At 63.1% G+C, this 24,477-nt stretch carries 20 protein-coding genes and 3 pseudogenes; 15 read left to right on the forward strand and 8 right to left on the reverse strand.

Features of this window, described 5'->3' with window-relative positions; genetic code table 11:
- Positions 1-281: 281 nt before the first annotated feature.
- The 13 genes and pseudogenes from ACL58G_RS08585 (at position 282) to ACL58G_RS08645 (ending at position 15,078) form a co-directional block, all read left to right on the forward strand.
- Positions 282-1,457, forward strand: coding sequence for a type VI secretion system Vgr family protein (locus ACL58G_RS08585; protein ID WP_440966324.1), 1,176 nt, complete (start codon positions 282-284; stop codon positions 1,455-1,457).
- Positions 1,458-1,487: 30 nt separating this feature from the next.
- The gene (locus ACL58G_RS08590; RefSeq protein WP_440966326.1) at positions 1,488-3,029 is read left to right on the forward strand and encodes a DUF2345 domain-containing protein; all 1,542 of its coding nucleotides are present in this window, start codon (positions 1,488-1,490) and stop codon (positions 3,027-3,029) included.
- 14 nt (positions 3,030-3,043) lie between these two features.
- Positions 3,044-4,768: an esterase/lipase family protein gene (locus tag ACL58G_RS08595; RefSeq protein WP_440966328.1), complete on the forward strand. Its 1,725-nt coding sequence runs from the start codon at positions 3,044-3,046 to the stop codon at positions 4,766-4,768.
- Positions 4,765-6,168, forward strand: coding sequence for a T6SS immunity protein Tli4 family protein (locus ACL58G_RS08600; RefSeq protein ID WP_440966330.1), 1,404 nt, complete (start codon positions 4,765-4,767; stop codon positions 6,166-6,168). The genes ACL58G_RS08595 and ACL58G_RS08600 overlap by 4 nt, the downstream gene beginning before the upstream one ends.
- A gap of 3 nt (positions 6,169-6,171) precedes the next feature.
- Positions 6,172-6,438, forward strand: a complete 267-nt coding sequence (locus ACL58G_RS08605; protein ID WP_413382182.1) for a PAAR domain-containing protein — start codon at positions 6,172-6,174, stop codon at positions 6,436-6,438.
- Positions 6,439-6,542: 104 nt separating this feature from the next.
- Positions 6,543-7,613 (forward strand): T6SS immunity protein Tli4 family protein, encoded by a 1,071-nt coding sequence (locus ACL58G_RS08610; protein ID WP_413382185.1) that lies wholly within the window; start codon positions 6,543-6,545, stop codon positions 7,611-7,613.
- Positions 7,614-7,750: 137 nt separating this feature from the next.
- A pseudogene (locus ACL58G_RS08615) lies at positions 7,751-8,071 on the forward strand (T6SS immunity protein Tli4 family protein); the annotation flags it as partial.
- Between the two features lie 18 nt (positions 8,072-8,089).
- Positions 8,090-8,662, forward strand: coding sequence for a T6SS immunity protein Tli4 family protein (locus ACL58G_RS08620; protein WP_440967984.1), 573 nt, complete (start codon positions 8,090-8,092; stop codon positions 8,660-8,662).
- Positions 8,663-8,676: 14 nt separating this feature from the next.
- Positions 8,677-9,357 (forward strand): peptidoglycan editing factor PgeF, encoded by a 681-nt coding sequence (pgeF, locus tag ACL58G_RS08625; RefSeq protein ID WP_440966332.1) that lies wholly within the window; start codon positions 8,677-8,679, stop codon positions 9,355-9,357.
- A gap of 152 nt (positions 9,358-9,509) precedes the next feature.
- Complete coding sequence (locus tag ACL58G_RS08630) at positions 9,510-10,775, forward strand: glycosyltransferase family 4 protein (protein WP_440966333.1); 1,266 nt, start codon at positions 9,510-9,512, stop codon at positions 10,773-10,775.
- Complete coding sequence (locus ACL58G_RS08635) at positions 10,772-12,427, forward strand: glycosyltransferase family 4 protein (RefSeq protein WP_440966335.1); 1,656 nt, start codon at positions 10,772-10,774, stop codon at positions 12,425-12,427. Before ACL58G_RS08630 ends, ACL58G_RS08635 begins: the two co-directional genes overlap by 4 nt.
- A 707-nt stretch (positions 12,428-13,134) precedes the next feature.
- Entirely contained in the window at positions 13,135-14,475 is a 1,341-nt protein-coding gene (locus ACL58G_RS08640; protein WP_440966337.1) for a transcriptional regulator, read from the forward strand.
- Between the two features lie 75 nt (positions 14,476-14,550).
- A complete protein-coding gene (locus ACL58G_RS08645) occupies positions 14,551-15,078 on the forward strand; it encodes a YggT family protein (protein WP_413382202.1) in 528 nt (175 codons plus the stop codon).
- A gap of 226 nt (positions 15,079-15,304) precedes the next feature.
- On the opposite strand, the gene ACL58G_RS08650 is transcribed toward ACL58G_RS08645, so the two are convergent.
- The 8 genes and pseudogenes from ACL58G_RS08650 to ACL58G_RS08685 all read right to left on the reverse strand — a co-directional run bounded on the left by ACL58G_RS08650 (position 15,305) and on the right by ACL58G_RS08685 (position 22,373).
- The gene (locus ACL58G_RS08650; protein WP_440966339.1) at positions 15,305-16,243 is read right to left on the reverse strand and encodes a carbohydrate kinase family protein; all 939 of its coding nucleotides are present in this window, start codon (positions 16,241-16,243) and stop codon (positions 15,305-15,307) included.
- 8 nt (positions 16,244-16,251) lie between these two features.
- The gene (locus ACL58G_RS08655; protein WP_440966341.1) at positions 16,252-17,682 is read right to left on the reverse strand and encodes a DUF3426 domain-containing protein; all 1,431 of its coding nucleotides are present in this window, start codon (positions 17,680-17,682) and stop codon (positions 16,252-16,254) included.
- A 3-nt stretch (positions 17,683-17,685) separates the two neighbouring features.
- Positions 17,686-18,636, reverse strand: a complete 951-nt coding sequence (gene prmA / locus ACL58G_RS08660) for a 50S ribosomal protein L11 methyltransferase (RefSeq protein ID WP_440967986.1) — start codon at positions 18,634-18,636, stop codon at positions 17,686-17,688.
- Positions 18,636-20,028 (reverse strand): annotated as a pseudogene (gene accC / locus ACL58G_RS08665) (acetyl-CoA carboxylase biotin carboxylase subunit). Before accC ends, prmA begins: the two are co-directional and overlap by 1 nt.
- 73 nt (positions 20,029-20,101) lie before the next feature.
- Positions 20,102-20,566: an acetyl-CoA carboxylase biotin carboxyl carrier protein gene (gene accB, locus ACL58G_RS08670; RefSeq protein ID WP_413382213.1), complete on the reverse strand. Its 465-nt coding sequence runs from the start codon at positions 20,564-20,566 to the stop codon at positions 20,102-20,104.
- An 86-nt stretch (positions 20,567-20,652) separates the two neighbouring features.
- A complete protein-coding gene (gene aroQ, locus ACL58G_RS08675; protein ID WP_413338106.1) occupies positions 20,653-21,090 on the reverse strand; it encodes a type II 3-dehydroquinate dehydratase in 438 nt (145 codons plus the stop codon).
- Positions 21,091-21,196: 106 nt separating this feature from the next.
- A complete protein-coding gene (locus ACL58G_RS08680; RefSeq protein WP_413382216.1) occupies positions 21,197-21,751 on the reverse strand; it encodes a TlpA family protein disulfide reductase in 555 nt (184 codons plus the stop codon).
- A complete protein-coding gene (locus ACL58G_RS08685) occupies positions 21,744-22,373 on the reverse strand; it encodes a hypothetical protein (RefSeq protein WP_413385950.1) in 630 nt (209 codons plus the stop codon). Before ACL58G_RS08685 ends, ACL58G_RS08680 begins: the two co-directional genes overlap by 8 nt.
- Positions 22,374-22,458: 85 nt before the next feature.
- Between ACL58G_RS08685 and mpl the strand changes: the two genes are divergently transcribed.
- Together mpl and ACL58G_RS08695 are read left to right on the forward strand one after the other, a co-directional pair.
- On the forward strand, positions 22,459-23,829 hold the full coding sequence (gene mpl / locus ACL58G_RS08690; RefSeq protein WP_440966344.1) for a UDP-N-acetylmuramate:L-alanyl-gamma-D-glutamyl-meso-diaminopimelate ligase: 1,371 nt from the start codon (positions 22,459-22,461) through the stop codon (positions 23,827-23,829).
- Positions 23,826-24,431: pseudogene (locus tag ACL58G_RS08695) on the forward strand (YqiA/YcfP family alpha/beta fold hydrolase); the annotation flags it as partial. The gene mpl and the pseudogene ACL58G_RS08695, both read left to right, overlap by 4 nt.
- Between the last annotated feature and the right edge of the window lie 46 nt (positions 24,432-24,477).

The following is a 24,477-nucleotide window of genomic DNA, read 5'->3' on the forward strand; positions in this document are numbered from 1 at the left end:
TCACGCATTTCGGCCTGTTTTTCGTTTTCGAATAATCGCGAATTATTTCAATTCACTGGATTTTGTTGTTCGCGAAGTAAATGTTTATGCGCAGATGCAATAGCGGTTGCAATCGATTTGTCTCGAAGAATCAACGGGTTGGCGATCGGGTCGAGTAATCCTTCAAATGTGAATTGTGCACATGGACAGAATCCGATAATTCGCAATAACATATATGGTTGAGTTGGTTCGTCCAATTCAATGTATTAATCAATCCGATCGTGCCTGGCAAGGATATTTGCATGAACCTCAAGGATCTCATTGAAGCATTCGCCGGCCTCTCCGAGGCGAATCGTCCCATCCGTTTACGACTGTCGCAAGAGCGGCACGTGCTCGACGATGTCCTGCTGGTCAAGCGTGTCACCGGCAATGAAACGATGTGTGGCGGACTGGAATACCGGCTCCTGTGCGTATCGACGCATGCCGGGCTGCGCCTCAAGGAATTCATCACACTGCCCGTCGAACTCCAGTTCGTGACGGACCGCGGCGATGTGCGCGCCGTCTGCGGTATCGTGGCGCAAGCGGCGGCGGGTCAGAGCGATGGCGGCCTGGTGACGTACGAACTGGTGGTGCGCGACGCCCTGGCGTTGATGGAGCACCGGACCAATACCCGCGTCTTCCGTAACCGGAACGAACTGGATATCACGGAGGTCATTCTCGACGAGTGGCGCCAGAATAATCCGGTGCTGGCAAAAGCGTTCGACGTCGATTGGTCGCACGTCACCGGCACGTATCCGGCTCGCGAATTCACCATGCAGCACAACGAATCCGATGCCGACTTCTTGCGGCGCTTGTGGAAACGGCGCGGCATCGCATGGTGCATGCGGCCCGGACGGGCAAGTCAGGCGGACGACCAGGAAACGCCGGCCCATTCTCTCGTGCTGTTCGACGACGCTTTCACGCTGCCGCAGAATGCCGCCGGCACGGTGCGTTATCACCGCGACGCCGGTACGGAAAAAAGCGACACCGTCATCACCTGGAATGCCGTGCGCACGCTCAGACCGGGCAATGTCTCACGCCAGAGTTGGGATTATCTGCAATCCCGTCCGATGACGAGCAATACGTCGTCGCGCATCGACCAGGGGAAGGCGGGTAACCAGTTCGCAGCCAGCCTCGACGACTACCTGATCGACATGCCGCATGCGGGCGAGGACGGTGACGATTACCGCAAGCTCGGCGAATTGCGCATGAAGCGCCACGAATACGAATCCAAGTGTTTTTATGGCGAAGGCAGCGTGCGAGCGCTTTGCGTCGGCGAATGGGTCGCTTTGACCGGGCATCCCGAGATCGATACACATCCCGAGAACGAACGCGAATTCGTCGTGACCCGGCTCGAGGTCGATGCGGAAAACAATCTGCCCAAGACCATCGATGACCAGGTCCGGCGGCTGTTTGCCCTCAGCCGCTGGGACGATTGACCTTCTGCCGACGCGCTTCTGCAAGCCAGTATGGAGCGCGGCATGCGTTACACGAACCGTTTTTCGTGCGTACGCCGCGGCATTCCGATCGTGCCCGCGTTCGATCCCCGGACCGATTTGCCGCGACCGCGCCTGCAAAGCGCGCGCGTCGTCGGGCCGGCGGGCGAAGAGGTGCATTGCGACGAACATGGCCGGGTCAAGGTGCGCTTTCCCGGCACCCGGCCGGAAGACCACGGCCATGCGCAGGACGCCGGTGCCAGCGACAGCGACCGCGACTCCGCCTGGGTCCGCGTGGCGAGCACGTGGGCCAGTAACCAGTGGGGTACCATCACGCTGCCTCGCGTCGGCGACGAAGTCATCGTCGATTTCCTGGGCGGCGACCCCGACAAGCCTATCATCGTGGCGCAAGTGTATGGTGGCACGGCGCCGCCGCCGTCGTTCACCCACACGGGCACACTGCCCGGCAATAAATACCTTGCCGGGATCAAGAGCAAGGAAGTGCAGGGGACCCGCTACAACCAGCTGCGGCTGGACGATACGCCGGGCGAGATCAACGCGCAGCTGTCTTCGGAGCACGGTCACAGCGAGCTCAACCTGGGTTGGCTCACGCATCCTCGCAGCGAGGGCAAGGGCGAGGCACGCGGCGAAGGCGCGGAACTGCGCAGCGACCATGCCGTCGCGGTGCGCGGTGCCAAGGGTGTCCTGATCAGTGCCGACGCCCGTACGCAAGCCGGCGGCAAGCAACTCGATCGCGCCGAACTGGTCGGCTTGATGGAAGTGCTGCAGGGCGTGCAACGCCAGCTGTCCGAGCTGTCGTCGACGCATCACGCGGACGACACGGACGATCACGAACTGAAGCAATTGCTCGGTCACCTGAAACAATGGGAAGCGGGCAGCAATACCGCCAGCGGCACCGCGGACGGCGGCGGCCAGCCTGTCGTCGCACTGTCCGCACCGGCCGGCATGGCGATGGCGAGCCAGAACAATATCGCGCTCGGCGCGCAGACGCACGTCGACGTGGTCAGCGTCGGCAATACCCAGTTCTCCATCGGCAAGCGGCTACTGGCGCGCGTCTCGGAAAGCATCAGCCTGTTCGCACATCGCCTGGGGATCAAGCTGATCGCCGCCAGCGGCAAGCTGGAACTGCAGACGCATGGCGACGACATCGAGCTCACGTCGGCCAAGCGCATCGTGCTGACGGCCGCCGACGAGATCGTGCTGCAGGCGCCGAAGGTGCGCTTCGTGGCGCAGGGTGCGCAGGTGGACATCGGCGGCGGCGCCATCACGCAGCAGAGCAGCGGGGCGCACACGATCAAGTCGTCGACGTTTGCGCACGTGGGGCCCGGAGGCGGCACGCCGCCGGGCGTGGAACTTCCCGTCAGTACGTTGAAAACGGACGAACGATTCGTGCTCGCCCGCCGCGGCAGCGGACGCCCGCACGCCAATCAACGCTACCGGATCGAGCTGGACGACGGCCGCACCATTGAAGGCGTCACCGATCAGAACGGACATACCGAACTGGCACAGGACATGGCGCTGAAGATCGCGCGCCTGACCCTTTTGAAAGAGTAATGGAAGAGTAACCCATGAGTGATACCGATACCGCTACCCGCCTGGTCGGCACCGGCTGGGACGAACACGGCAACGATACCGCGCAGTCTGTCCTTACGGGTACCAATCTGAAGGTTCGCGCGTTGTGCCTCACGACGCCGGATCTTGTCGTGCCTATTTTGTTCGTGCCGGGCATTATGGGGACGCGGCTTAAAATGAAGAACAGGGATGCATCAGCTTGGTTTCCGCCAGAGAATACTTGGGAAGGCCTTGTCACGGTGCTCAAGCATATGTTCAAGTCCGCAGCCGACCGTCAAAAAGTCCTTGATCCAAATAATACCGAGGTCGACGAGGATGGGCCGGCGCGCCCTGATGAGTCCAGCAAGGCCCTGTTGGCGATTGCCCCAGGCGCCACCGATGCCGAGCGCGCAAAGTGGCGTGGCTGGGGACAGTTGTATGGTAAGAGCTATGGCGGAATTCTTTCATTGCTAGAAAAGAGCCTCGCGCTCATTTTCGATCCTGCCAGTCAAGGCAAACAGCTTACAGCGACATGGAAAACACTTGTGATGGACAAGCAGGATCCAGCAAAGCTCGGTGCGCAGAAACCATTTACGCCGTTGCAGGAAGTTCATCTGCGCGACGCCGCCGACGTTCTTTATCCAGTACACGCCGTCGGGTACAACTGGCTCCGAAGTAACAAGGAATCTGGCGAACATTTAGCTCGGGAAATTGAGCGCATTACCGGTCATTACCGCAGCAAGGGAAAGATCTGCGATAAGGTCATCATTGTCACTCATAGTATGGGTGGTCTCGTCGGGCGAGCATGTGCGCAAGTTCCAGGCATGGCTGATCGTATCCTCGGTATTGTGCATGGCGTCATGCCTGCAATCGGTGCGCCGGCAACGTACAAGCGTATTCGAGCCGGATTCGAAAGCGTCGAGCAAGTTTTGTTGGGTCGGGACGCTGCTGAATGTACGGCCGTTATGGCCAATGCGCCGGGGCCACTGGAGTTGTTGCCTACGGCCCAGTATAAAACGCAATCCGAAAAAGGATTGAGGCATTGGCTCCGGGCGAGTTATGTAAAAACCAATATGCAAGGGGTGGTCGAGGAGGTCGATACGTTTTTGGGCGAGTCAGATCCTTACGCGGATATTTATTTGAATAATACCGAAAGCTGGTGGAAGTTGGTGAGGGAAGATCTTATCGATCCGGCGGGAAGAAGAGAGAGGGAGGCAGCTGCTCGTAAAGGTAGAGAGGCCGTTGAACAGGATCCTGATTATTCTGATTTCATAAAATTTCGACACAATATGCGTGCAGCACAGGATCTTCAAAATATGATTGAAGATAAATATCACTCAAACACGTATGCTTATTACGCTGCTGATCCTAAACGGTTATCATGGAATGAAGTTAACTGGAGGAGCGAAAAAATCATCGACGGAGATTTTAAGGCGGCATTAATCGCCGACGACGATTTGAATGGCACGGTACAGCTCTCCTTTAAAGAGACAAACAAATACGGCCTGAAGATCCAAAAGGCTCAAGGCCCTGGTGACGGGACTGTGCCAGCGGAATCTGGATCCGCCCCGACGCCACATGTAGTACAGATCTTTCGGCATGAAGGTAAAGAGAAGGGCCATGAAAGCTATGATCACCAAGACTCATACAAGGCGGAACTGGCGCAGGCGGTAACATTGTATTCCATAATTAAGATTGTGGCCGAGTCAAACTGGTTGAAACAAAATTTAAGTAAAACATGAAAGCTTCATATCTCTCGCTAGCTATTCTCGTTGCGGCATTTTGTCTAGGGTATAATACTTGTCGAGCTGAGCTCATCCAATCTCAATTGTTGAATATGAATCAAAATCCCAGCATTATTTCCTCTACATCAATCTCTACTTTCTGTGCAGGGCGTTTTTTGATTGGCGTGCCTGCTGGATCGACGCTGAGCGGAGGAAACTATAAATATGATTTTATGGAAATCGAGCCGACGAAAGTCATGACGCTTGATGAATTTGAAAAAAACTTGAGCAAATCAGAGCTAGATCTTAGGTCGGTAAAAAATAAAATTACAAAACAAGACATGCTGCTTCAGTCTTTGCGATCGGAAGGAAATGCCAGAATATTGACTTCATGGGCGGCTGACTTCGGTACGGATGTCATCAGAATAGATGGGTATCGTTGGATTAATGGTGGCCGATTTCAGTTCAAACTTGACGTTGCTGCGGATAGGCAAGAATCAGGTATAAATCGTATGCGGGATGCTCTTTCGCGCTTGCATGTTCGGCCCGACTCCGAGATTCCTGCCGAGGCCGGCTATTGCTTTGCAGGTGGTTTTATTTCAAACCCGCGATGGCGCAATGAAGAAGCGGGCATAGACTTCCGCGTTTCCGGGCATCCGGATACCGTCGTTTCGGTCTGGTTCTACCCACTCTCTAGCTTTAAACACGACAAGCCGTTGCTGGAACGCCTGAGCGGTATGACGCAAGTACTCGGCAACCTCGCCACTTCTGTACATGTGCTACGCAAAGGCGACCGGCAGATCGGCCCTTATAAAGGACAGGAGTATCTAGCGTCTGCACCTAACAGTGGAGGTATGCGTGGACATGCGTTTGTCTGGGAAACCCAAGGCGAGGGCACGCTGGAGACACCTGCCATCAAGATTGAGTTATCGACCGGTCATTCGGATCGTAAAGGCAATCCCCAAAAAACAAGCCTCACTGACGAACAGGCAATGAAGCTATGGGACGACATTCTCAACAGCTTCCGTTTGCGTCCTACAGGCGACGCAATAAAGACGAGTGATGTCGTCCCTGAACCGTCTCCGCACCTTCCGCTCGGAGAGCTCGTCGCGACTGGTGGCACATGCCCACAAACGGGCTGGTGGCAAGCGAGCGAGGCCGGCGAGATCGAAGGCGGCGCCCGTCAGTATTTCAGGGCCGGAGAAACGATGCCGCAGGTGACGATGTTGGGCGAATCGTCGTTGTGGCAAAAGCTCAAAGGAGCGCGCCCTTCGTATCGTACGGCGACCGTGTGGAAACTGGTCGATTACGACTCCGAGGCGCCAAAGGCGCAGTCGATCGCGCAGGCCACACCAGACAACGCAAGTTCCGACGCACATGGCCTGGGTGACGAATCGTCGCATCAAAACAAGGGGTGACCGATGCCCAATGTGATTCGTCTTGGCGATCCCACGTCGCACGGCGGCAAGGTCGTGAGCGTGAGTGCGCAACATTTCACGGTCGACGGTATTCCGGTGGCCCGCGTTGGAGACCTGTGCAGTTGTCCGATCGCGGGACATACCGTTTGCACCATTGCCGAAGGCGACCCGCATCATGTCATCGATGGTATCGCGGTCGCTTATGAAGGACATAAGACGACTTGCGGCGCCACGCTAATTGCCACGATCGGGAACTTCAGCGGTCAATAGATCGCCCTTATCGATTATCGCGAGGGGAACGCAGCCTGGCCGGCATCTCCCTACCAGCATCAGGCCGCCCGGTCCGGCTGGCTGAAACACGACGTACTCGAATCATGTCCATCCATCGTTCTTTGTTGGCCGCACTCGCGACGGCCTCGTGCGCAGCACTTGGCGCCTGCACGGCCTTATTCGGCAATTCCAGCTCATCGACCATGACACATCACAGCGCTGCTGCCTCCACGTTCTGCATGGGACGCTACCTGATCGACGTGCCTGCCGGGTCCACGCTCAGCGGGGGCAACTATAAGTATGACTTCATCCGTATCGAGCCGGTCAAAGCCATGACCAGTGAAGAGTTCGAGAACGAGGTGGGCAAGCGCGAGTCGGACCTCAGCTCTGCAAAAAACAAAAAGACACGACAGAGCATGCTGCTCCAGTCTGTGCAGTCGGAAAATGGCGCGAGGGTATTGGCCTCATGGAAAAGCGACGCTAGCGCAGCGCAGATTAGAGTGACAGGCTATCGTTGGATCAACGGTACCCGATACTTGTTCGAAGACGACGTCGGGGGCAGCAAGCAGGAGCAAGGCATAAGCGGCATGCAGGACGCTCTGTCCCGCCTTCGGCACCGCGCCGACACCGATATTCCCGTCGACCCCGGCTTCTGCTTTGCCGGCGGCTTCATCGCCAACACGCATTGGCAGAACGAAGAGGCGAGCCTGGACATCGACATCGCCGGCCACCCCGATGTCTTCGTGTCGGTCTGGATCTACCCGCTCGCCAGCCACAAGCACGACAAGCCCCTGCTCGACCGGATGGGCGGCATGGCGCAATTCCTCGGCAGCCTCGCCACGTCGGTGCGCGTGCTGCGCAAGGGTGACCGCCAGGTCGGTCCATACCCGGGCCAGGAACACCTCGCTACGGCACCCGGCAGCAACGGCATGCGCGGCCACGCCTTCGTGTGGGAGACCCAGGGCGATGGCACGCTGGACACGCCCGCCATCAAGATCGAGCTGACGACCGGCCATCACGACGGGAAGGGCAATCAGCAAAAAACTAGCCTCACCGACCAGGAAGCGATGAAACTGTGGGACGACCTCCTCAATAGCTTTCGCTTGCGTCCTGCCGGCAATGCGGTGAAGACGAGCGACACCCTTCACGGGGCGGTTGAAACACGACATTCCTGATCATGCCCATCCATCGTTCTTTATTGGCCGCACTCGCGACGGCCTCGTGCGCGGCACTTGGCGCCTGCACGGCCGTACCCGGCAATTCCAGTTCATCGACCATGACACATCACAGTGCTGCTACCTCCACGTTCTGCATGGGACGCTTCCTGATCGACGTGCCTGTCGGGTCCACGCTCAGTGGGGGCAACTATAAGTATGACTTCATCCGGATCGAGCCAGTCAAGGCCATGACCAATGAAGAGTTCGAGAAGGAGGTGGGCAAGCGCGAGTCGGACCTCAGGTCTGCAAAAAACAAAAAGACACAACAGAGCATGCTGCTCCAGGCCGTCCAGCACGAGAACGGTACCAGGATGCTGGCGTCCTGGGAGGTCGATGCCAGTACCGCCGAGATCAGGATCTGGGGATACCGCTGGATTAACGGTCATCGGTTCCTGCTCCGGGATAACGTCGATGACGATAAACAGGAACTTGGCGTGAATCGCGTGCAAGAGGCTCTCTCCCGACTACGCCCGCGCGCCGACACCGACACCGACACCGACATTCCCGTCGACCCCGGTTTCTGCTTCGCCGGCGGCTTCATCGCCAACCCCCGCTGGCGGAACGAAGAGGCGAGCCTGGACATCGACATCGCCGGCCACCCCGACGCCTTCGTGTCGGTCTGGATCTACCCGCTCGCCAGCCACAAGCACGACAAGCCCCTGCTCGACCGGATGGGCGGCATGGCGCAGTTCCTCGGCAACCTGGCGACGTCGGTGCGCGTGCTGCGCAAGGGCGACCGCCAGGTCGGTCCGTACCCGGGCCAGGAATACCTCGCTACGGCACCCGGCAGCAACGGCATGCGCAGCCACGCCTTCGTGTGGGAGACCCAGGGCGATGGCACGCTGGCCACGCCGGCTATCAAGATCGAGCTGACGACCGGCTATCATGACGGGAAGGGCAACCAGCAAAAGACGAGCCTCACCGACCAGGAAGCGATGAAACTGTGGGACGATGTCCTGAACAGCTTCCGCCTCCGTCCTGTCTCGCAGCCCGTTCCACCCGCCTGATCGACTGTCGCTCCATGCTCACATCACCGCTCCTCGACCATCCCGCCATCGTGCACGGCTTCGGCACGCGCCATGACGACATGGCCGCGCTGCTGCCCGACTACTGGCCGCACCGTCCGATCCAGCACGAGCGCCACGGCACGCGCATCGCGATCGCGACGGCGGCGAACGAGGACTGCGGCGAGGCCGACGGCATGTTCACCGATCGGCCCGGCCTGTTGCTGGCCATCGCCACCGCCGATTGCGTGCCGGTGCTGCTGGCGCGGCGCGACGGGCGCGAAGTGGCCGCGCTGCATGCGGGATGGCGCGGCGCGCTGGGCGGCATCGTCGCTGCGTTCGCGGACCTCGTGCGTGCGCGCGGCGGCGATCCCGGCGACTGGGTCGCGGCGCTGGGGCCGGCCGCGCGCGCGTGCTGCTACGAAGTGGGCCAGGAGGTGATCGACGGTTTCGTCGAGCGCTGGGACCTCGCGCCCGGCGTCGTCGCACCGCGGCCGCGCCGGCTCGACCTGTCCGCGATCGTGCGCCGCCAGCTCGAACGCGCGGGCGTGCAGGCCGTGGCGGCACGGGACGAGTGCACGATGTGCCACACGCGCGCCGATGGACGCTGGACCTTCCACAGCTACCGCCGCGACCGCGCAACGCGCACGCCCGTGGTCGATGTGCACTGGTCCGCGATCGCGATCACGCACCGTTAGTCCGTACCTTCGACGACACGTTGATGCCATCTTGCGTGGTCCAACGCACGCATTCTTCACGATTTTGCACGTGCGTCGCGCCACGACGTGGAGTCTGAGGCTATCATGCGTTCAATTCCAACTTGTCGTCGTCGTCACGCGAACCGAACGTCATGACCCGAGTCCTCTTCATTCACCAGAATCTGCCGGGCCAGTTCCGCCGGCTGATGCGGTATCTGCAGACGCGGCCCGACTTCGACGTCGTCGCGATCGGCGAAGAGACCGCGGTGCGGCGCGAGAGCGCGGGACCGAAGGTGCGGACGATCGGCTACGCCAGGCCGGACGGTCCGGGCGAGAAGACCCATCACTACCTGCGCCACTTCGAAGGCTGCGTGCGCCGCGGCCAGGCCGTCGCGCGCACGTGCGTGGCGCTGAAGCAGGAAGGCTTCGTGCCCGACGTCGTCGTGTGCCATCCCGGCTGGGGCGAGGCCCTGTTCGTCAAGGACGTGTTCCCGCAGGCGCGCCTCGTCGTGTTCTGCGAGTTCTGGTGGGCGGCAAGCGGGTTGGACGTCGGCTTCGATCCCGAGTATCCGGTGAGCTTCGACGACCGCCTGCGCATCCGCATCAAGAACTCCGTGCTGATGCAGTCGCTGCTCGCGGCCGACGACGGCGTCGCGCCCACGGCGTGGCAGCGCGGCGTGCATCCGCCCGAACTGCGCGGCAAGATCCGCGAAGTCCACGAGGGCATCGACACGCAGCAACTGAGCCCCGACCCGCACGCGCGGCTGGAACTGCCCGGCGGCGCCGTCCTCACGCGCGCGCAGCCGGTGCTGACGTTCGTCGCGCGCAACCTCGAGCCCTACCGCGGCTTCCACGTCTTCATGCGCAGCCTGCCACGGCTGCTGGCCGGGAATCCGGCGCTGCAGGTCGTCGTCATCGGCGGCGACGGCGTCAGCTACGGCCGCCGTCCGCCGCAGGGCCATGCGAGCTACCGCGACGCGCTCAAGGCCGAGCTGGACGGCGGCGGCGAGACCGTCGACTGGTCGCGCGTGCACTTCCTCGGCAAGGTGCCGTACGCCATGTACCGCAGCGCGCTGCAGGTCTCGAGCCTCCATGTGTACCTGACGTATCCGTTCGTGCTGTCCTGGTCGATGCTGGAGGCGATGGCCGTCGGCGTGCCGGTGCTGGGCTCGGATACGGCGCCGGTGCGGGAAGTGATCCGCGACGGCGAGAACGGGTTCCTGACGCCGTTCTTCGACACGGCGCTGCTCGCCGACCGCGCGCTCGACCTCATCGCGCGCCGCGACGAGATCGCACCTGTCGGCCTGGCCGGACGCGAGACGGTGCGCACGCGCTACGATTTCGAAACGGTGGGCCTGCCGGTCTACCTCGACCTGCTCAAGCCGCTGCCCGGGCCGGTGGAAGAGGAGGCCGCATGACGGACCGCTTCGCCTTCCACTACGCCCCCGACGGCTACTCGACGGCAGGCCCGCACCTGATGGGCCGCCAGGCCGCCGGCGCCGGACTGCTGCGTGCGATCGCGACGGCGCCCGGCCTCGAGTCGGTTGGCTGCTTCGCCGGCGGCCACGCCCACGCGGCCGAAGGCGAGCGCCTGCTGCGCGAGTCCGGCTACAAGGGCCAGGTCGACCGGATCGCGCAGGGCCGCCCGCAGGACCTGGAGCGCTACGGCACGCTGTACCACCCCGCGCCCGGCATCGAGCGTCTCGCGTGGCGCCGCCAGGGACTCGGCGAGCGCCGCTACAGCCTGTGCGGCATCACGCACACGACGGCCAGCCACGCCTTGATGACGAGCCTCGCCAACCTGCTGGTGGCGCCCGTGCGCAGCTGGGATGCCGTGATCTGCACGTCGCGCGTCGTGCGCGACAGCGTGCGCCGCGTGCTGGAGCGCCAGGCCGAGTATTTGAGTGCGCGCCTCGGCGCCCAGCGCTTCGAACTGCCGCAGCTGCCCCTGATTCCGCTCGGCGTGCACGCGGCCGACTTCGACGTCGACGCATCCCGCCGCGCCACCGTGCGCCGGCGCCTGGGGATCGAGGACGGCGGCGTCGCGTTCCTGTTCCTCGGCCATTTGTCGTTCCACGCGAAGGCGCATCCGCAACCGATGTTCGCGGCGCTCGAGGCGGCCGCGCAGGACGGCAAGCGCGTGCACCTGGTGCTGTGCGGGTGGTTTGCCGACGAGGCCACCGACAAGGCCTTCCACGAGGCGGCCGCGCAACTGTGCCCGTCCGTGACGCTGTCGGTGCTGGACGGCCGCGTGGCCGCGAACCAGCTCGACGCGCTGGCCGCCGCCGACGTCTTCATCTCGCTCGCGGACAACGTCCAGGAGACCTTCGGCCTCGCGCTGCTGGAAGCGATGGCGGCGGGCCTGCCGTGCATCGTCAGCGACTGGAACGGCTACCGCGACACCGTGCGCGACGGCGTGGACGGCTACCGCATCCCGACCGTGATGCCGGATGCGGGTGCGGGCCTCGATCTGGCGCAGCGTTACGACGATGGCGTGGACAGCTACGACACGTACTGTGGCCACACGAGCCAGGCGGTCGCGGTGGATGGACCGGCCCTCGCGCAGGCCTGCGCGCGCCTCGCGGGCGATGCCGCGCTGCGGCGCGAACTGGGCGAGAACGCACGCCGGCGCGTGCGCGCGGAATTCGATTGGGCCGTCGTGTTCGGGGGCTACCGCGCGTTGTGGCGCGAGCTCGACGAACGGCGCCGCGCCGATGCGGCACTGGGTCCCGCGCTGCCGGCAGTCGTGCCGGACCGGCTCGATCCGTTCGAGTTGTTCGCCACGTACCCGACGATGCGGATCACGCCGGCATCGATGGTGGAACTCGCGCCGGACGCATCGCTCGCGCTGCTGCGCCAGTATCGCGAGCTCGCGATCAACCGCTTCGCGCACGCGTCGCTGCCGACGCTGGAAGAGTTTGGACAGATCTTCGGATCGATCGAATCGCGGCCCATGCAGGTCGACGAGCTGCTCGACGCGCTCGGACCGTGCGACCGGCCGACTTTGCTGCGCGGACTCGCGTGGCTGTGCAAGATGGACTTGCTGCGTATCACTGCAGCGGAGGACTGATTTCGAATATCGCCTTTATATAAAGGCTTTATGCGAAATCGTAGTAACGTAATGCACGTTGTTATGTGCGCTTGTTTTTGGAGACCGAGCAAGACGAGGAAGGAATCAAACGTTATCGCAGCGATCGTTTCGGTTGAGGTTATCGCTGGTTCGCCTGTAAAAGACATGAAAAATACTGTGTGCGGGTTGCGCACTGACAAGGTTTTCGTGTACTTTACGTGATTGAATTTGTCAAAACGTGAAGACGCCGATTTTCGAGGCGTTCAACGGGAAACAAACCGATCATAAATGGGACGCTGATTCATTCAGTATGCACGTAAGCTTAGCGAAAAGAACAAGCCGCATTGCCTGATAAACGTCGGGTATGGCGGCTTTTTCTTTTCGCGGCCAGCGGGCTGCGATGTGGACAGCGCAGTGAGCCATCGGACTTTAGTCGTTTAGGTCGTCGGCGACGACGATTAGCCGAGGTGCCGCAGTGAGCGATTGAGCGACTACTGTATGCAAACACAGTATAGCGTAAATCGGCGATGAATGCCCGGATGTTTTACGGGTTTTATCGAATCGCCGCGGCAGTTCGGCTGGTGCCGGATTCATTGACGCAAACATAGCGTTTGCGCCGATGAATAATTCGCCCGACCAAGCAGACCGGGTTGGACGGGTTCAAACCATGTAGCGTAATTTCTCATCGCAGAGAAGGAGAACAGAAAATGGCAACCGCCGCGAAAAAACCAGCAGCAAAGCCGGCTGCAAAAGCCGCCACCAAACCGGCCGCTAAGGCAGCAGCAGATAAACCCGCAACCAAAACCGTAGCCGCTAAAGCCGCTGCGAAGCCGGCTGCAAAGAAAGCCGCAGCAACCAAAGCTCCGGCTAAATCGGCAGCAACCAAAACCGCCGCCAAGTCGACCGCCGCCGCCAAACCGGCAGCAAAGAAAGCCGCAGCAACCAAGACCGCCGCCGCCAAACCGGCAGCAAAGAAAGCTGCTGCAACCAAGACCGCAGCAACCAAGTCGACCGCAACCAAGTCGACCGCTACCAAGGCGGCGGCAACCAAGACCGCCGCCAAGTCGACCTCCGCCGCCAAACCGGCAGCGAAGAAGACTGCAGCCAAGTCGACCACCGCCGCCAAGCCGGCAGCGAAGAAGGCCGCAGCCAAGTCGACCGCGACCAAAGCCGCCGCCAAACCGGCAGCGAAGAAGACTGCAGCCAAGTCGACCGCCGCCGCTAAACCGGCTGCAAAGAAGACCGCCGCCAAGTCGACCGCTGCCGCTAAACCGGCTGCCAAGAAGACTGCCGCCAAGTCGGCTGCTGCCGCCAAACCGGCTGCCAAGAAAGCAGCAGGCAAGACCGCTGCCAAGTCGACCGCTGCCGCCAAACCGGCTGCCAAGAAAGCAGCAGGCAAGACCGCCGCCAAGTCGACCGCTGCCGCTAAACCGGCTGCGAAGAAGACGGCTGCCAAGTCGACTGCCGCCAAGTCGACCGCTGCCGCCAAACCGGCTGCGAAGAAAGCAGCAGGCAAGACCGCCGCCAAGTCGACCGCCGCCGCTAAACCGGCTGCGAAGAAGACCGCTGCCAAGTCGACCGCCGCCAAGTCGACCGCTGCCGCCAAGCCGGCTGCAACCAAGACCGCCGCCAAGTCGACGACCGCCGCCAAGCCGGCTGCGAAGAAGACTGCAGCGACCAAGACCGCAGCGACCAAGACCGCAGCCACCAAGGCCGCCGCTCCCGCCGCCAAAAGCGAAGCCAAGCCGGCAGTGAAGAAGGCCGCCGCCAAGCCGGCCGCCAAGGCTGAAGCGAAGCCGGAGGCTGCTGCTGCTGCGAAGAAGCCGGCCGCCAAGAAGGCCGCAAGCAAGACCGCGGCCAAGGCGGAAGCCAAGCCGGAAGCCAAGGCCGAGTCGAAAGCTGAAACCAAGGCCGACACCAAGGCCGAGACGAAAGCCGAAGCCAAGACCGACGGCAAGGACAGCGGCGCCGCTGCAGCCCCGGCACCGGCCGCCAAGTCGGTGATCGCACCGGCAGCATGGCCGTTCCCGACCAGCAGCCGTCCGTAAGCCATTCCTGCCTGGTTCAGGCAAAATACCGCTGTGTGAGCTTTCACACAGCGGTTTTTTTTTCAAGGAGTCCTCGTGCTGCCCATTCTCAAATTGATCGTCGATACCGCGGCCGGTGTGCTGGGGGGCGTCTTGCTGCTGCGTTTCTGGATGCAGGTGACCCGCGTGCGTCCGCCGGCGTCCGTCGCGCAATTTACGTTCACGTTGTCCGACTGGCTTGTGCGCCCACTGCGCCGCATCGTGCCGGGCATGGGTGGTTACGACTGGGCCAGCCTGCTGGGCGCGTTCCTCGTGGTGCTGGCGGCATCGTCGATCCTGCTGCTGGCGGGGACGAGCGGCCAGGCCGTCGTGCTGATTGCCGTGGTCCGCCTGCTCGACTGGATCCTGTACGGCTTCATGGGCCTGTTGATCATCGAGGTGATCTTCAGCTGGGTCAATCCGCATGCGCCGCTGGCGCCGTTCGTCCACGCGCTCAACGACCCGCTGCTGCGCCCGCTGCGCCGCGTGATCCCGCCGGTCGGCGGCCTCGATCTGTCGGTGCTCGTGGCATTCATCCTGATCCAGATCGCGCAGTATCTGCTCCGCCAGGTGTTTTTGGTGTGACCGCTAAAAACCTACTGCGCGTTGCAGGGCCGGCCTGCGATGCTCGCTGTACGTCAGTACAGCTGCGCTTCTCGGCCACCCCTGCTGCCGCTCGCGACGGTTTTTAACGGTCATTTGGCGTTTCGAGAAAAGCCGAACAGGGCCGTTTGGTGACCAAACGCATGCAGCCCAAAACAAAGCGCGCCGGTCCCGCGAGGGACGGCGCGCTTTTCATTGGCCCGACGCTTTAGAAGCGGTAGCCGAAGGCCGCTTCGAACTTGTCGGCGATCTCCTGCTGCGTGAAGCTGTGGTTCTGGCCGCCCTGGTGGGCGATCTTGATGGAACCCAGCAGGCTCGCCAGGCGGCCCGTCGTGGGCCAGTCGAGGTCATTGGCGATGCCGAACAGCAGGCCGGCGCGGTAGGCGTCGCCGCAGCCCGTCGGATCGACGACGCTGGCCGCCGGCACGGCCGGGATCTTGTGGTGCTCGCCGCCGGCGTAGATGTCCGAACCGGCTTCCCCACGCGTGACGATGAGCGCGTCCAGGCGCGCGGCGATGTCCTGCAGGGGCAGGCCCGTGCGGTCCATCACCATCTCGAATTCGTAGTCGTTGCAGGCGAGGTAGCTGGCCTGGCCGATGAACGTCAGCAGCTCGTCGCCGCTGAACATCGGCAGCTGCTGGCCCGGGTCGAAGATGAACGGCACGCCCCGTTCCGCGCAGTCGCGCGCGTGCTTGATCATGCCGTCGCGGCCGTCCGGCGCGACGATCGCGACGCGCAGCGGCAGGTAGTCGGCCAGGTTGTTCTCGTGCGCGAACTGCATCGCGCCCGGGTGGAAGGCGTTGATCTGGTTGCCGTCCAGGTCGGCCGTGACGAAGCACTGGGCCGTGTACGCGTTCTCGATGGTGCGGATCGCGTTGGTGGCGAGGCCCTGATGCTCCATGCGGTCGAGGTAGTCGCCGCCGTCCTGGCCGATGGTGCCCATGATGAGCGGCTCGCCGCCCAGCAGCTTCAGGTTGTAGGCGATGTTGACGGCGCAGCCGCCGTATTCCGTGCGCAGCGTGGGCACGAGGAACGAGACGTTCACGCGATGCAGCTGGTCGGCCAGCAGGGTTTCGCCGAAACGGCCGTGGTATTGCATGATCTTGTCGAAGGCGATCGAGCCGCAGATCAGCGAGGTCTTGGTCATTGGAAGCCTCAAGGATAGAAAACGAAAGTGTGATAACCGGACGGCTGCAGGCCGTCCAGCGTGAAATGGAGCGTGACCGGCTGTTCCGAGTGCGGGCCGAAACCGTTCGCCGACGGCGTGCCGCGCGGCAGATAGTCGGCGGGCGCCAGCACCCGGCGCAGCACCGGCTTGTCGCCGGCGTCGGTCAGCTCGAGTTCGATGCTGGGCCAGGCCAGCACGAGGTTGCCCTGGTTGCGCAGCAGCGTATTCAGCGCGTACGTGTTCGGTCCCAGCGTCGTCAGTTCGCCCGTCTCGATGACGAGGTTCTCGGCCTGCGCGGGCAGCTCCACGCGGCAGCCCAGCACGGCGCATGCGCCCGCCAGGGCCGGTTTCAGGCCCGGATGCTGCGCGGCCAGCGTGTTGCGGAAGCCCAGCACCGCCTGGGCCAGCAGCAGGAGCAGCAGCACGACGGCGCCCGCGGCCATCAGCATGCGCTGCGTGCGGCCCATGCGTTCCTGGCGGCGGCTGCGCTTGACGAATTCGGGCTCGTCGGCGTCGGCGTCGAGCGCGAGGCGCAGCTTCGGCGGTTCGATCTTCGTCGGCGTCAACCTGGAGCGGCGTGCGCGCGCGTCGGACGCACGCGCCGCCTTGCTGCGCGCCGGTTTCACCACGGGCGGGATCATCGCCGGTGCCGGCGCGGGCGGTTCGCTCGCGGCCGATGCGCGCAGCGGCAGGAAGGGCGGGGCGTCGGATGCCGGCGCGGGCGCGGGCGCGGGCGCGGGCGCGGGCGGTTCCGGTGCGGGCTCGGGCTGCGGTTCAGGCTGCGGTTCGGGCGATGCGGCGACCGGCTCCGGCTCCGGTTCGTAATCCGGCAGCGGCTGGGCGACGATTTCCTCGGTCACCGGCAGGTCGAAACCCGGTTCGATGCGGTCGGCGGGCGCGTAGGCGCTCGCCGGCGGCGGTTCGGCGACGGTGTCTTCCGCGGGCTCCGGCTCCGGCTCCGGCTCCGGCTCCGGCTCCGGCTCGGGCTCTGGCTCCGGCTCGGGCTCGGGCTCCGGCTCGGGCTCCGGCGCCGCGTGGACAACCGGTTCCAGTTGCGGTTCGACGCGGTCCGCGGGGGTGTAGTCCGCCGCAACCGGCGCCGCTTCCTTCGCTTCCTCGGCCTCGGGCGCGCGCCGCCACACCTGCGCGCGCGGGGGCTCGGGCACGTCGTCGGCAGGCTTCGGCAAGATGCCGAGCGGATCGAAGGTGTGGTCGAAGTCGAGGGTGTAGACGGGCAGCGCGTCGTCTTCCTGGACGGGCGCCGGCGCTGCCGGCTTGTCCAGGTCGATCAGGTGGGCGTTGCCGTCAAAGATGCGCTGGCAAGACCCGCAGCGGACGATGCCGCCGCGGAGCTTGAGTTGGTCCGCGGCGACGCGGAACGTGGTGTGGCAATGCGGGCACTGGGTGGCGAGCGCCATGCCTTATTTGCTGCCGTCGGTGGCACGTGCCCCAGGTGCATTTTCTGCGCCGAGCTGCCCGTGAAGAGCGACCCAGCCGTCCTGCTCGGCCCAGACGCCCAGCTTGATGAAAGGTGCGTACGCGGCGGCCACTTCCTCGGCCTGGCGCGCCAGCACGCCCGACAGGATCAGCGAACCGCCCTCGGCCACGCGGCTTGAGAGCATCGGCGCCATCAGCTTCAATGGGCTCGACAGGATGTTCGCGACGACGATGTCGAAACGTTCGTTGCCGTGCGCGGAGGCGACGAAGTCGTCCGGCACGTGGAAATCGATCTCGCAGCGGTTGCGTTCCGCGTTCAGCCTGGCGGATTCGATGGCCTGCTCGTCGATGTCGACGCCGGTGACGCCAGCCGCGCCGAGCTTCTTCGCGACCATCGCGAGGATGCCCGAGCCGCAGCCGTAGTCCAGCACCGATTTGCCGGGCGCCGGGTGGGCTTCCAGCCATTCCATGCACAGGCGCGTGGTCGGATGGCTGCCTGTGCCGAATGCGAGGCCCGGGTCGACTTCGAGGATCAGCGCGTCGGGATCCGGGGCTTCGTGCCAGCTCGGCACGACCCAGATGTTCTTGCCGATGTGGATCGGCTCGAACTGCGATTGCGTGAGACGTACCCAGTCGGCGTCCGCGACGGGACGCGTCGTGAATGCAGGCGCCTGCCGCAGGCCGATGGCCGCCGCAGCCTCGGCCACGATCGCGGCCTGGTCGGCATCCTCGTCCGTCAGCGCGACGACGCGGCTGTGGTCCCACGCGGCTTCCTTGGGCACCATGCCCGGTTCGCCGAACAGGGGCTTCTCGTCTTCCGTGCCTTCGTCCGCGTCTTCCACCGAGACCGACAGCGCGCCCGCCTCCATCAGGGCATCGGAGAGCCCTTCGGCGTGCTCGCGTGCGATCTCGATGACAACTTCAGTCCAGCCCATCATTCAACCTCGGCTTTGGCGCCGATCGCGCCATCCTTCGGCAGGTCCGGCTTGTGGGCCAGCTTCTGCTCCAGGTAGTGGATGTTGGTGCCGCCTTCGATGAAGCGGGCGTCGACCATCAGTTCGCGGTGCAGCGGGATGTTGGTCAGGATACCCTCGACGACCATTTCCGACAACGCGATCTGCATGCGGCGGATCGCCTGGTCGCGCGTGGCGCCGTAGGCAATCACTTTACCGACCATCGAATCGTAGTGCGGCGGGACGTAATAGCCGGCGTACGCGTGCGAATCGACGCGGATGCCGGGGCCGCCCGGCGGGTGCCAGCTGGTGATGCGGCCCGGCGACGGGGTGAACTTGAACGGGTCTTCCGCGTTGATGCGGCACTCGATCGCGTGCCCCGACAGCATGATGTCGCGCTGGCGGAAGCGCAGCTTTTCGCCGCAGGCGATGCGGATCTGTTCCTGCACGATGTCGATGCCGGTGATCATTTCCGTAACCGGGTGTTCGACCTGCACGCGAGTGTTCATCTCGATGAAGTAGAACTCGCCGTTCTCGTACAGGAATTCGAACGTGCCGGCGCCGCGGTAGCCGATCTTGCGGCAGGCTTCGGCACAGCGGTCGCCGATCTTTTCGATCAGCTTGCGCGGGATGCCCGGCGCCGGCGCTTCTTCGATCACCTTCTGGTGGCGGCGCTGCATCGAGCAGTCGCGCTCGCCCAGCCAGACGGCCTGCTTGTGCTCGTCGGCGAGGATCTGGATTTCCACGTGGCGCGGATTCTCCAGGTATTTCTCCATATAGACTTCCGGATTGCCGAACGCGGTGCCGGCTTCCGTCTTGGTCATCGCGACGGCGTTCAGCAGCGCGGCTTCCGTGTGCACGACGCGCATGCCGCGGCCGCCACCGCCGCCGGCGGCCTTGATGATGACCGGGTAGCCGACGCGGCGCGCGATCTGGATGATCTCTTTCGGGTCGTCGGGCAGGGCGCCGTCCGAGCCGGGCACGCATGGCACGCCGGCGCGGATCATCGCCTGCTTGGCCGAGACCTTGTCGCCCATCAGGCGGATCGATTCGGGACGGGGGCCGATGAAGACGAAGCCCGATTTTTCGACGCGTTCGGCGAAGTCGGCGTTTTCCGACAGGAAGCCGTAGCCGGGGTGGATCGCTTCGGCGTCCGTGACTTCCGCCGCGCTGATGATCGCCGGCATGCTCAGATAGCTTTGCGCGGACGCTGCCGGGCCGATACAGAACGGACTCGTCTGCCAGCTTCACGTACTTGGCGTCCTTGTCCGCCTCGGAGTGCACGACGACCGTCTTGATGCCCATCTCGCGGCAGGCGCGCTGGATACGCAACGCGATTTCACCACGGTTGGCGATAAGAATTTTTTCAAACATGGTAAGTTCGGTGTTTCTTTGAGTGCCGGCAGCGTGCCGGGAGGGCGCGGTCGGACGACCGCGCCGGAGACGTTTAGCCGATCACGAACAGCGGCTGGCCGAATTCGACGGGCTGGCCGTTTTCCACCAGGATCTTGGTGACGGTGCCGGACAGGTCGGCATCGATTTCATTCAGGAGCTTCATCGCTTCGATGATGCACAGGGTGTCGCCTTCCTTCACGGTAGCGCCCACTTCGACGAACGCCGGGGCGCCCGGTGCCGAGGAACGGTAGAACGTGCCGACCATCGGCGACTTGACGACGTGGCCGGTCGGTTCGGCCGGTGCGGCCGGGGCTGCTGCGGGCGCGGCTGCCGGTGCCTGGACGGCCGGTGCCGCGTATTGCTGGACGCCTTGCTGCGGCACCATGACCATCTGATTCTGCGGGATTGCCGACGACTTGACGATGCGGACCTTGCTTTCGCCTTCGGTCACTTCGAGTTCGGCGATATCCGACTCGGCGACGAGGTCGATCAGTGTCTTGAGTTTTCTTAGATCCATGTAAAACCCCTTGGAATTATTTGTTTAAGAGCATACTGCGCGTCGGCGGTAGGTACTTATGCGCGAATGCGTGAAGTTGACGTAGATTAACGTTGTTTCAGCGCGAAGTCGATGGCAAAGCGATATCCATCCGCTCCCAGCCCGCAGATCGTGCCCAGCGCGATCGCCGACAGGAAAGAGTGGTGCCGGAATTCCTCGCGCTTGTAAATATTAGAGATGTGCACTTCCACGAACGGAATGTCCACCCCGGCCAGCGCATCGCGCAGCGCCACGCTGGTATGGGTCAAACCGCCCGGGTTGATGACGATCGCGTCCACGCTTTCCTGGCGGGCGGCGTGAATGCGGTCGATCAGCGCGCCTTCATGGTTGCTTTGGAAACAGACAATCTCCGCCCCGGCTTCCCGTGCCTGGGCGGTGGCGGCCTGCTCGATGTCGGCCAGCGTCGTCGCGCCGTACACCGCAGGCTCACGTGTCCCCAACAAATTCAAATTAGGGCCATTGAGCAGCAGTAGCTTTTTCGCCATATTCAACCGTTTGTTTGCCCGAAAGACAGGCATTTTGCCGCCAACGTTACGTGTTGGCAAGCGATAAAAAGAAGTCGGAAAATAAGTGAACGACCGTTCGCTGGAACTACAACTTGGCCAGGTCGGCGCGCACCTGATCGAACTTCAAACGGCCCAGGTAGGTCTTGCGGACCTGCCCATCTGCCCCGATCAGCACCGTAAATGGCAGCCCGCCGTTCGCGTTGCCGAGGCCGCGCGCGAGGTCGGTGCCACCCATGCCGCCTACGTACAATGGGTAGGAAATCTTGATTTTGCGGGCAAACTCGGCGAGGTTCGTGGGGGAATCGATGCCGATGCCGATCACATTGAAGGTCTTGCCGCCGTCCTTGGCCGCCAGTTCCGACAATTCCGGCATTTCCGACACGCACGGTGCGCACCACGACGCCCAGAAGTTGACGAGCAGCGGCTTGCCCTTCCACCGGGCGAGCGGCTGTGGCTTGCCGGCCAGGTCGTTCAGCGAAGTCGCATACAGATTCGTCACCGCCGTGTGCGGCCTTCCGTCCGTGGGTGTATAGGTCGTCGTCAGCGGACCCTTGGCATCCTGCTTCACGCCGGCGATGGCACCGAGAACCGTAAAGGCGGCGGCCAGGATCACATAACCGGCCAGGTGTTTCTTATTCATCGTGTTCGAGAGAGTCGTTGTTCGTCAGGGTGCGGAGCGTGGCAGTATCGGCGCGCTGCAGGCTGCCGTCCGCGCGGGTTTTCAGCGCACCGCGTAAATCGTTCATATCATAAAGCTCGGCGTGCACCATTTCCTTTTGCCACATGAAGCTTACCGTTTCTACCGGATCGTAGCGTCCCCCTTTGAAGTGGGGAGTTTCCGATATCTCGATATTGACATTGCGATTCAACAGCCAGATTTCGACTTCCTTGGCGCTGTCGGCAAATAATTGCAGGTGGATGTCGTCATGTTCGCCCGCCGTTCCGTTCAAGACCGCACCGGTAATATACGGACGGAACTCGGCCAATTGGTCCATCACTTCCAGCGCCGTACTGCGCATGTGTTGTAGGCGCGCGGCCTGGGCCGGGCCGTGGAACAATGCCTGGTAGCGGCGCACCTCGTCTTCGACTTGCAGATTATCCGGCAGGTAATTAGGAGAAGGGCGGTCGACGCCGAGCACCTGGCGCGCCGCCTTCGTCTTGGCCGTCGAGTAATCGGCCCCATCCTGGGCGATCATGCGGGCGGCCGTCGCGGCGATGCGTGCGCGCACCTGTTGGAGGTCGTCGTTTGAATTGGGCATCATGTCGAGATCATACTCTTGAAAGGAAAATGGCATCGCGTCGGGTAGAATCGCGTATTCGCCATTACAGAGATCCCTTCGGCACGTCATGCACATCCATATCCTCGGCATCTGCGGCACCTTCATGGGCGGCCTCGCGGTGCTGGCCAAAGAGGCCGGCCACCGCGTCACCGGGTGCGACGCCAACGTCTACCCTCCGATGAGCACCCAGCTCGAAGCCCAGGGCATCGAGCTGATCCAGGGTTACGGGCCCGAACAGGTGAGCCTGAATCCGGACCTGTACGTCGTTGGCAACGTGATGACGCGCGGTAATCCGCTCGTCGAGGAGATCCTGAACCGCGGCTTGCCGTACGTATCTGGCCCGCAATGGATTGGCGACCACATTCTCCGTAATAAATGGGTGCTCGCCGTCGCGGGCACGCACGGCAAGACGACGACCACGTCGATGCTGGCGTGGATCCTGGAAGACGCCGGTTATTCGCCGGGATTCCTGATCGGCGGCGTGCCGCTGAACTTCGGCGTGTCGGCCCGCCTGTCGGGCGAAACGGATTCGGATTTCTTCGTGATCGAGGCGGACGAGTACGACACGGCCTTCTTCGACAAGCGTTCGAAGTTCGTGCACTACCACGCCAAGACCGCGGTATTGAACAACCTCGAATACGATCACGCCGACATCTTCCCCGATATCGGCGCCATCGAGACCCAGTTCCACCACCTCGTGCGCACCGTGCCCGGTGTCGGGCGCATCGTCGTGAACGGCGACGAAGCGTCGCTGGCGCGCGTGCTGAAGCGCGGCTGCTGGAGCGAAAAGGAAAGTTTCGGCTCGGCCGAAGGCGTGGACTGGAGCCTCGTCGAACATCCGGGCGGTTCCAGCTTCGACGTGTTCTTCAAGGGCGACAAGCAGGGCACCGTCCACTGGGAACTGACCGGCCACCACAACCGCAGCAACGCCATGGCCGCCATCGCGGCCGCGCGCCACGTGGGCGTGCCGCCCGCGCAGGCGATCGAGTCGCTCGCGCGCTTCCAGAACGTCAAGCGGCGCATGGAAGTGCGCGGCGTCGTCAACGGCGTGACGGTGTACGACGACTTCGCGCACCATCCGACGGCGATCGCGACGACCGTCGGCGGCCTGCGCCAGAAGATCGGCACAAGTGGCCGCATCCTGGCCGTGCTGGAACCCCGCTCGAACACGATGAAGCTGGGCGCGATGAAGGATGCGCTGCCGGGCAGCCTGAAGGACGCCGACCTCGTGTTCGGCTTCGGCAGCCAGCAGGCGCTGGGCTGGTCGCTGGCCGACGCCTTGAAACCGCTGGGCGCCAACGCGCACAGCTTCGACCAGCTCGACTACATGGTGCAGGCGATCGTCCAGGCCGCGCAGCCGGGCGACCACATCCTCGTGATGAGCAACGGCGGCTTCGGCGGCGTGCACCAGAAGCTGCTGGAGGCGATGGCGGCATGAGCGGGACAGCAGGCTTTTCCGCAGGCGCCCGCGAGGGCGCGCGCGTCCACCTCCTCTATCTGCACGGCTTCCGCTCTTCCCCGCGCTCGTTCAAGGCGCGCGTGGTACAGCAGCGGATGGAAGCAGCCGGCCGCGCCGGCAACCTGATCTGCCCGCAACTGCCGGCCTCGCCGAAGGCCGCCATGGACCTCGTCCTCACGCTGGTCGAACGCTATTCGGACAATCTCGCGATCATCGGTTCGTCGCTGGGCGGCTTCTACGCCACCTGGCTGGCGGAACGCTTCGGCTGCCGCGCCGCGCTGATCAATCCGGCCGTCGATCCCTTGAAAGACCTCGACAAACACGTCGGCATCACGACCGAATGGCATACGGGCGAGCCGTTCGAATTCAAGCGCGACTACATCGACGAACTGGCCGCATTGAAGGTCGGCGCCATCACCCGGCCGGCGCGCTATTTCCTGCTGGCCGCCACGGGCGACGAGGTGTTGGACTACCGCGACATGGTTGCGCATTACGCGGGCGCGCACCAGCACGTCATCCAGGGCAGCGACCACGCGGTGTCGGAATTCGAGCAGTATGTCGATGAGGTGCTGGCGTTCTGCCTGACGGATAATCCAGAACGAAGGCGACGCCGGATCGGACCATCGT

It is taken from the genome of Massilia sp. GER05 (assembly GCF_052056005.1).
Classification (GTDB): domain Bacteria; phylum Pseudomonadota; class Gammaproteobacteria; order Burkholderiales; family Burkholderiaceae_D; genus Telluria; species Telluria orientalis.

What these genes read in the sequence shown, in the direction of transcription:
- ACL58G_RS08585 (WP_440966324.1), top strand. Translation starts at nt 282, where the DNA reads ATGAACCTCAAGGATCTCATTGAAGCATTCGCCGGCCTCTCCGAGGCG.
- ACL58G_RS08590 (WP_440966326.1), top strand. Translation starts at nt 1,488, where the DNA reads ATGGAGCGCGGCATGCGTTACACGAACCGTTTTTCGTGCGTACGCCGC.
- ACL58G_RS08595 (WP_440966328.1), top strand. Translation starts at nt 3,044, where the DNA reads ATGAGTGATACCGATACCGCTACCCGCCTGGTCGGCACCGGCTGGGAC.
- ACL58G_RS08600 (WP_440966330.1), top strand. Translation starts at nt 4,765, where the DNA reads ATGAAAGCTTCATATCTCTCGCTAGCTATTCTCGTTGCGGCATTTTGT.
- ACL58G_RS08605 (WP_413382182.1), top strand. Translation starts at nt 6,172, where the DNA reads ATGCCCAATGTGATTCGTCTTGGCGATCCCACGTCGCACGGCGGCAAG.
- ACL58G_RS08610 (WP_413382185.1), top strand. Translation starts at nt 6,543, where the DNA reads ATGTCCATCCATCGTTCTTTGTTGGCCGCACTCGCGACGGCCTCGTGC.
- pgeF (WP_440966332.1), top strand. Translation starts at nt 8,677, where the DNA reads ATGCTCACATCACCGCTCCTCGACCATCCCGCCATCGTGCACGGCTTC.
- ACL58G_RS08630 (WP_440966333.1), top strand. Translation starts at nt 9,510, where the DNA reads ATGACCCGAGTCCTCTTCATTCACCAGAATCTGCCGGGCCAGTTCCGC.
- ACL58G_RS08635 (WP_440966335.1), top strand. Translation starts at nt 10,772, where the DNA reads ATGACGGACCGCTTCGCCTTCCACTACGCCCCCGACGGCTACTCGACG.
- ACL58G_RS08640 (WP_440966337.1), top strand. Translation starts at nt 13,135, where the DNA reads ATGGCAACCGCCGCGAAAAAACCAGCAGCAAAGCCGGCTGCAAAAGCC.
- ACL58G_RS08650 (WP_440966339.1), bottom strand. Translation starts at nt 16,243, where the DNA reads ATGACCAAGACCTCGCTGATCTGCGGCTCGATCGCCTTCGACAAGATC.
- ACL58G_RS08655 (WP_440966341.1), bottom strand. Translation starts at nt 17,682, where the DNA reads ATGGCGCTCGCCACCCAGTGCCCGCATTGCCACACCACGTTCCGCGTC.
- prmA (WP_440967986.1), bottom strand. Translation starts at nt 18,636, where the DNA reads ATGGGCTGGACTGAAGTTGTCATCGAGATCGCACGCGAGCACGCCGAA.
- accB (WP_413382213.1), bottom strand. Translation starts at nt 20,566, where the DNA reads ATGGATCTAAGAAAACTCAAGACACTGATCGACCTCGTCGCCGAGTCG.
- aroQ (WP_413338106.1), bottom strand. Translation starts at nt 21,090, where the DNA reads ATGGCGAAAAAGCTACTGCTGCTCAATGGCCCTAATTTGAATTTGTTG.
- ACL58G_RS08680 (WP_413382216.1), bottom strand. Translation starts at nt 21,751, where the DNA reads ATGAATAAGAAACACCTGGCCGGTTATGTGATCCTGGCCGCCGCCTTT.
- ACL58G_RS08685 (WP_413385950.1), bottom strand. Translation starts at nt 22,373, where the DNA reads ATGATGCCCAATTCAAACGACGACCTCCAACAGGTGCGCGCACGCATC.
- mpl (WP_440966344.1), top strand. Translation starts at nt 22,459, where the DNA reads ATGCACATCCATATCCTCGGCATCTGCGGCACCTTCATGGGCGGCCTC.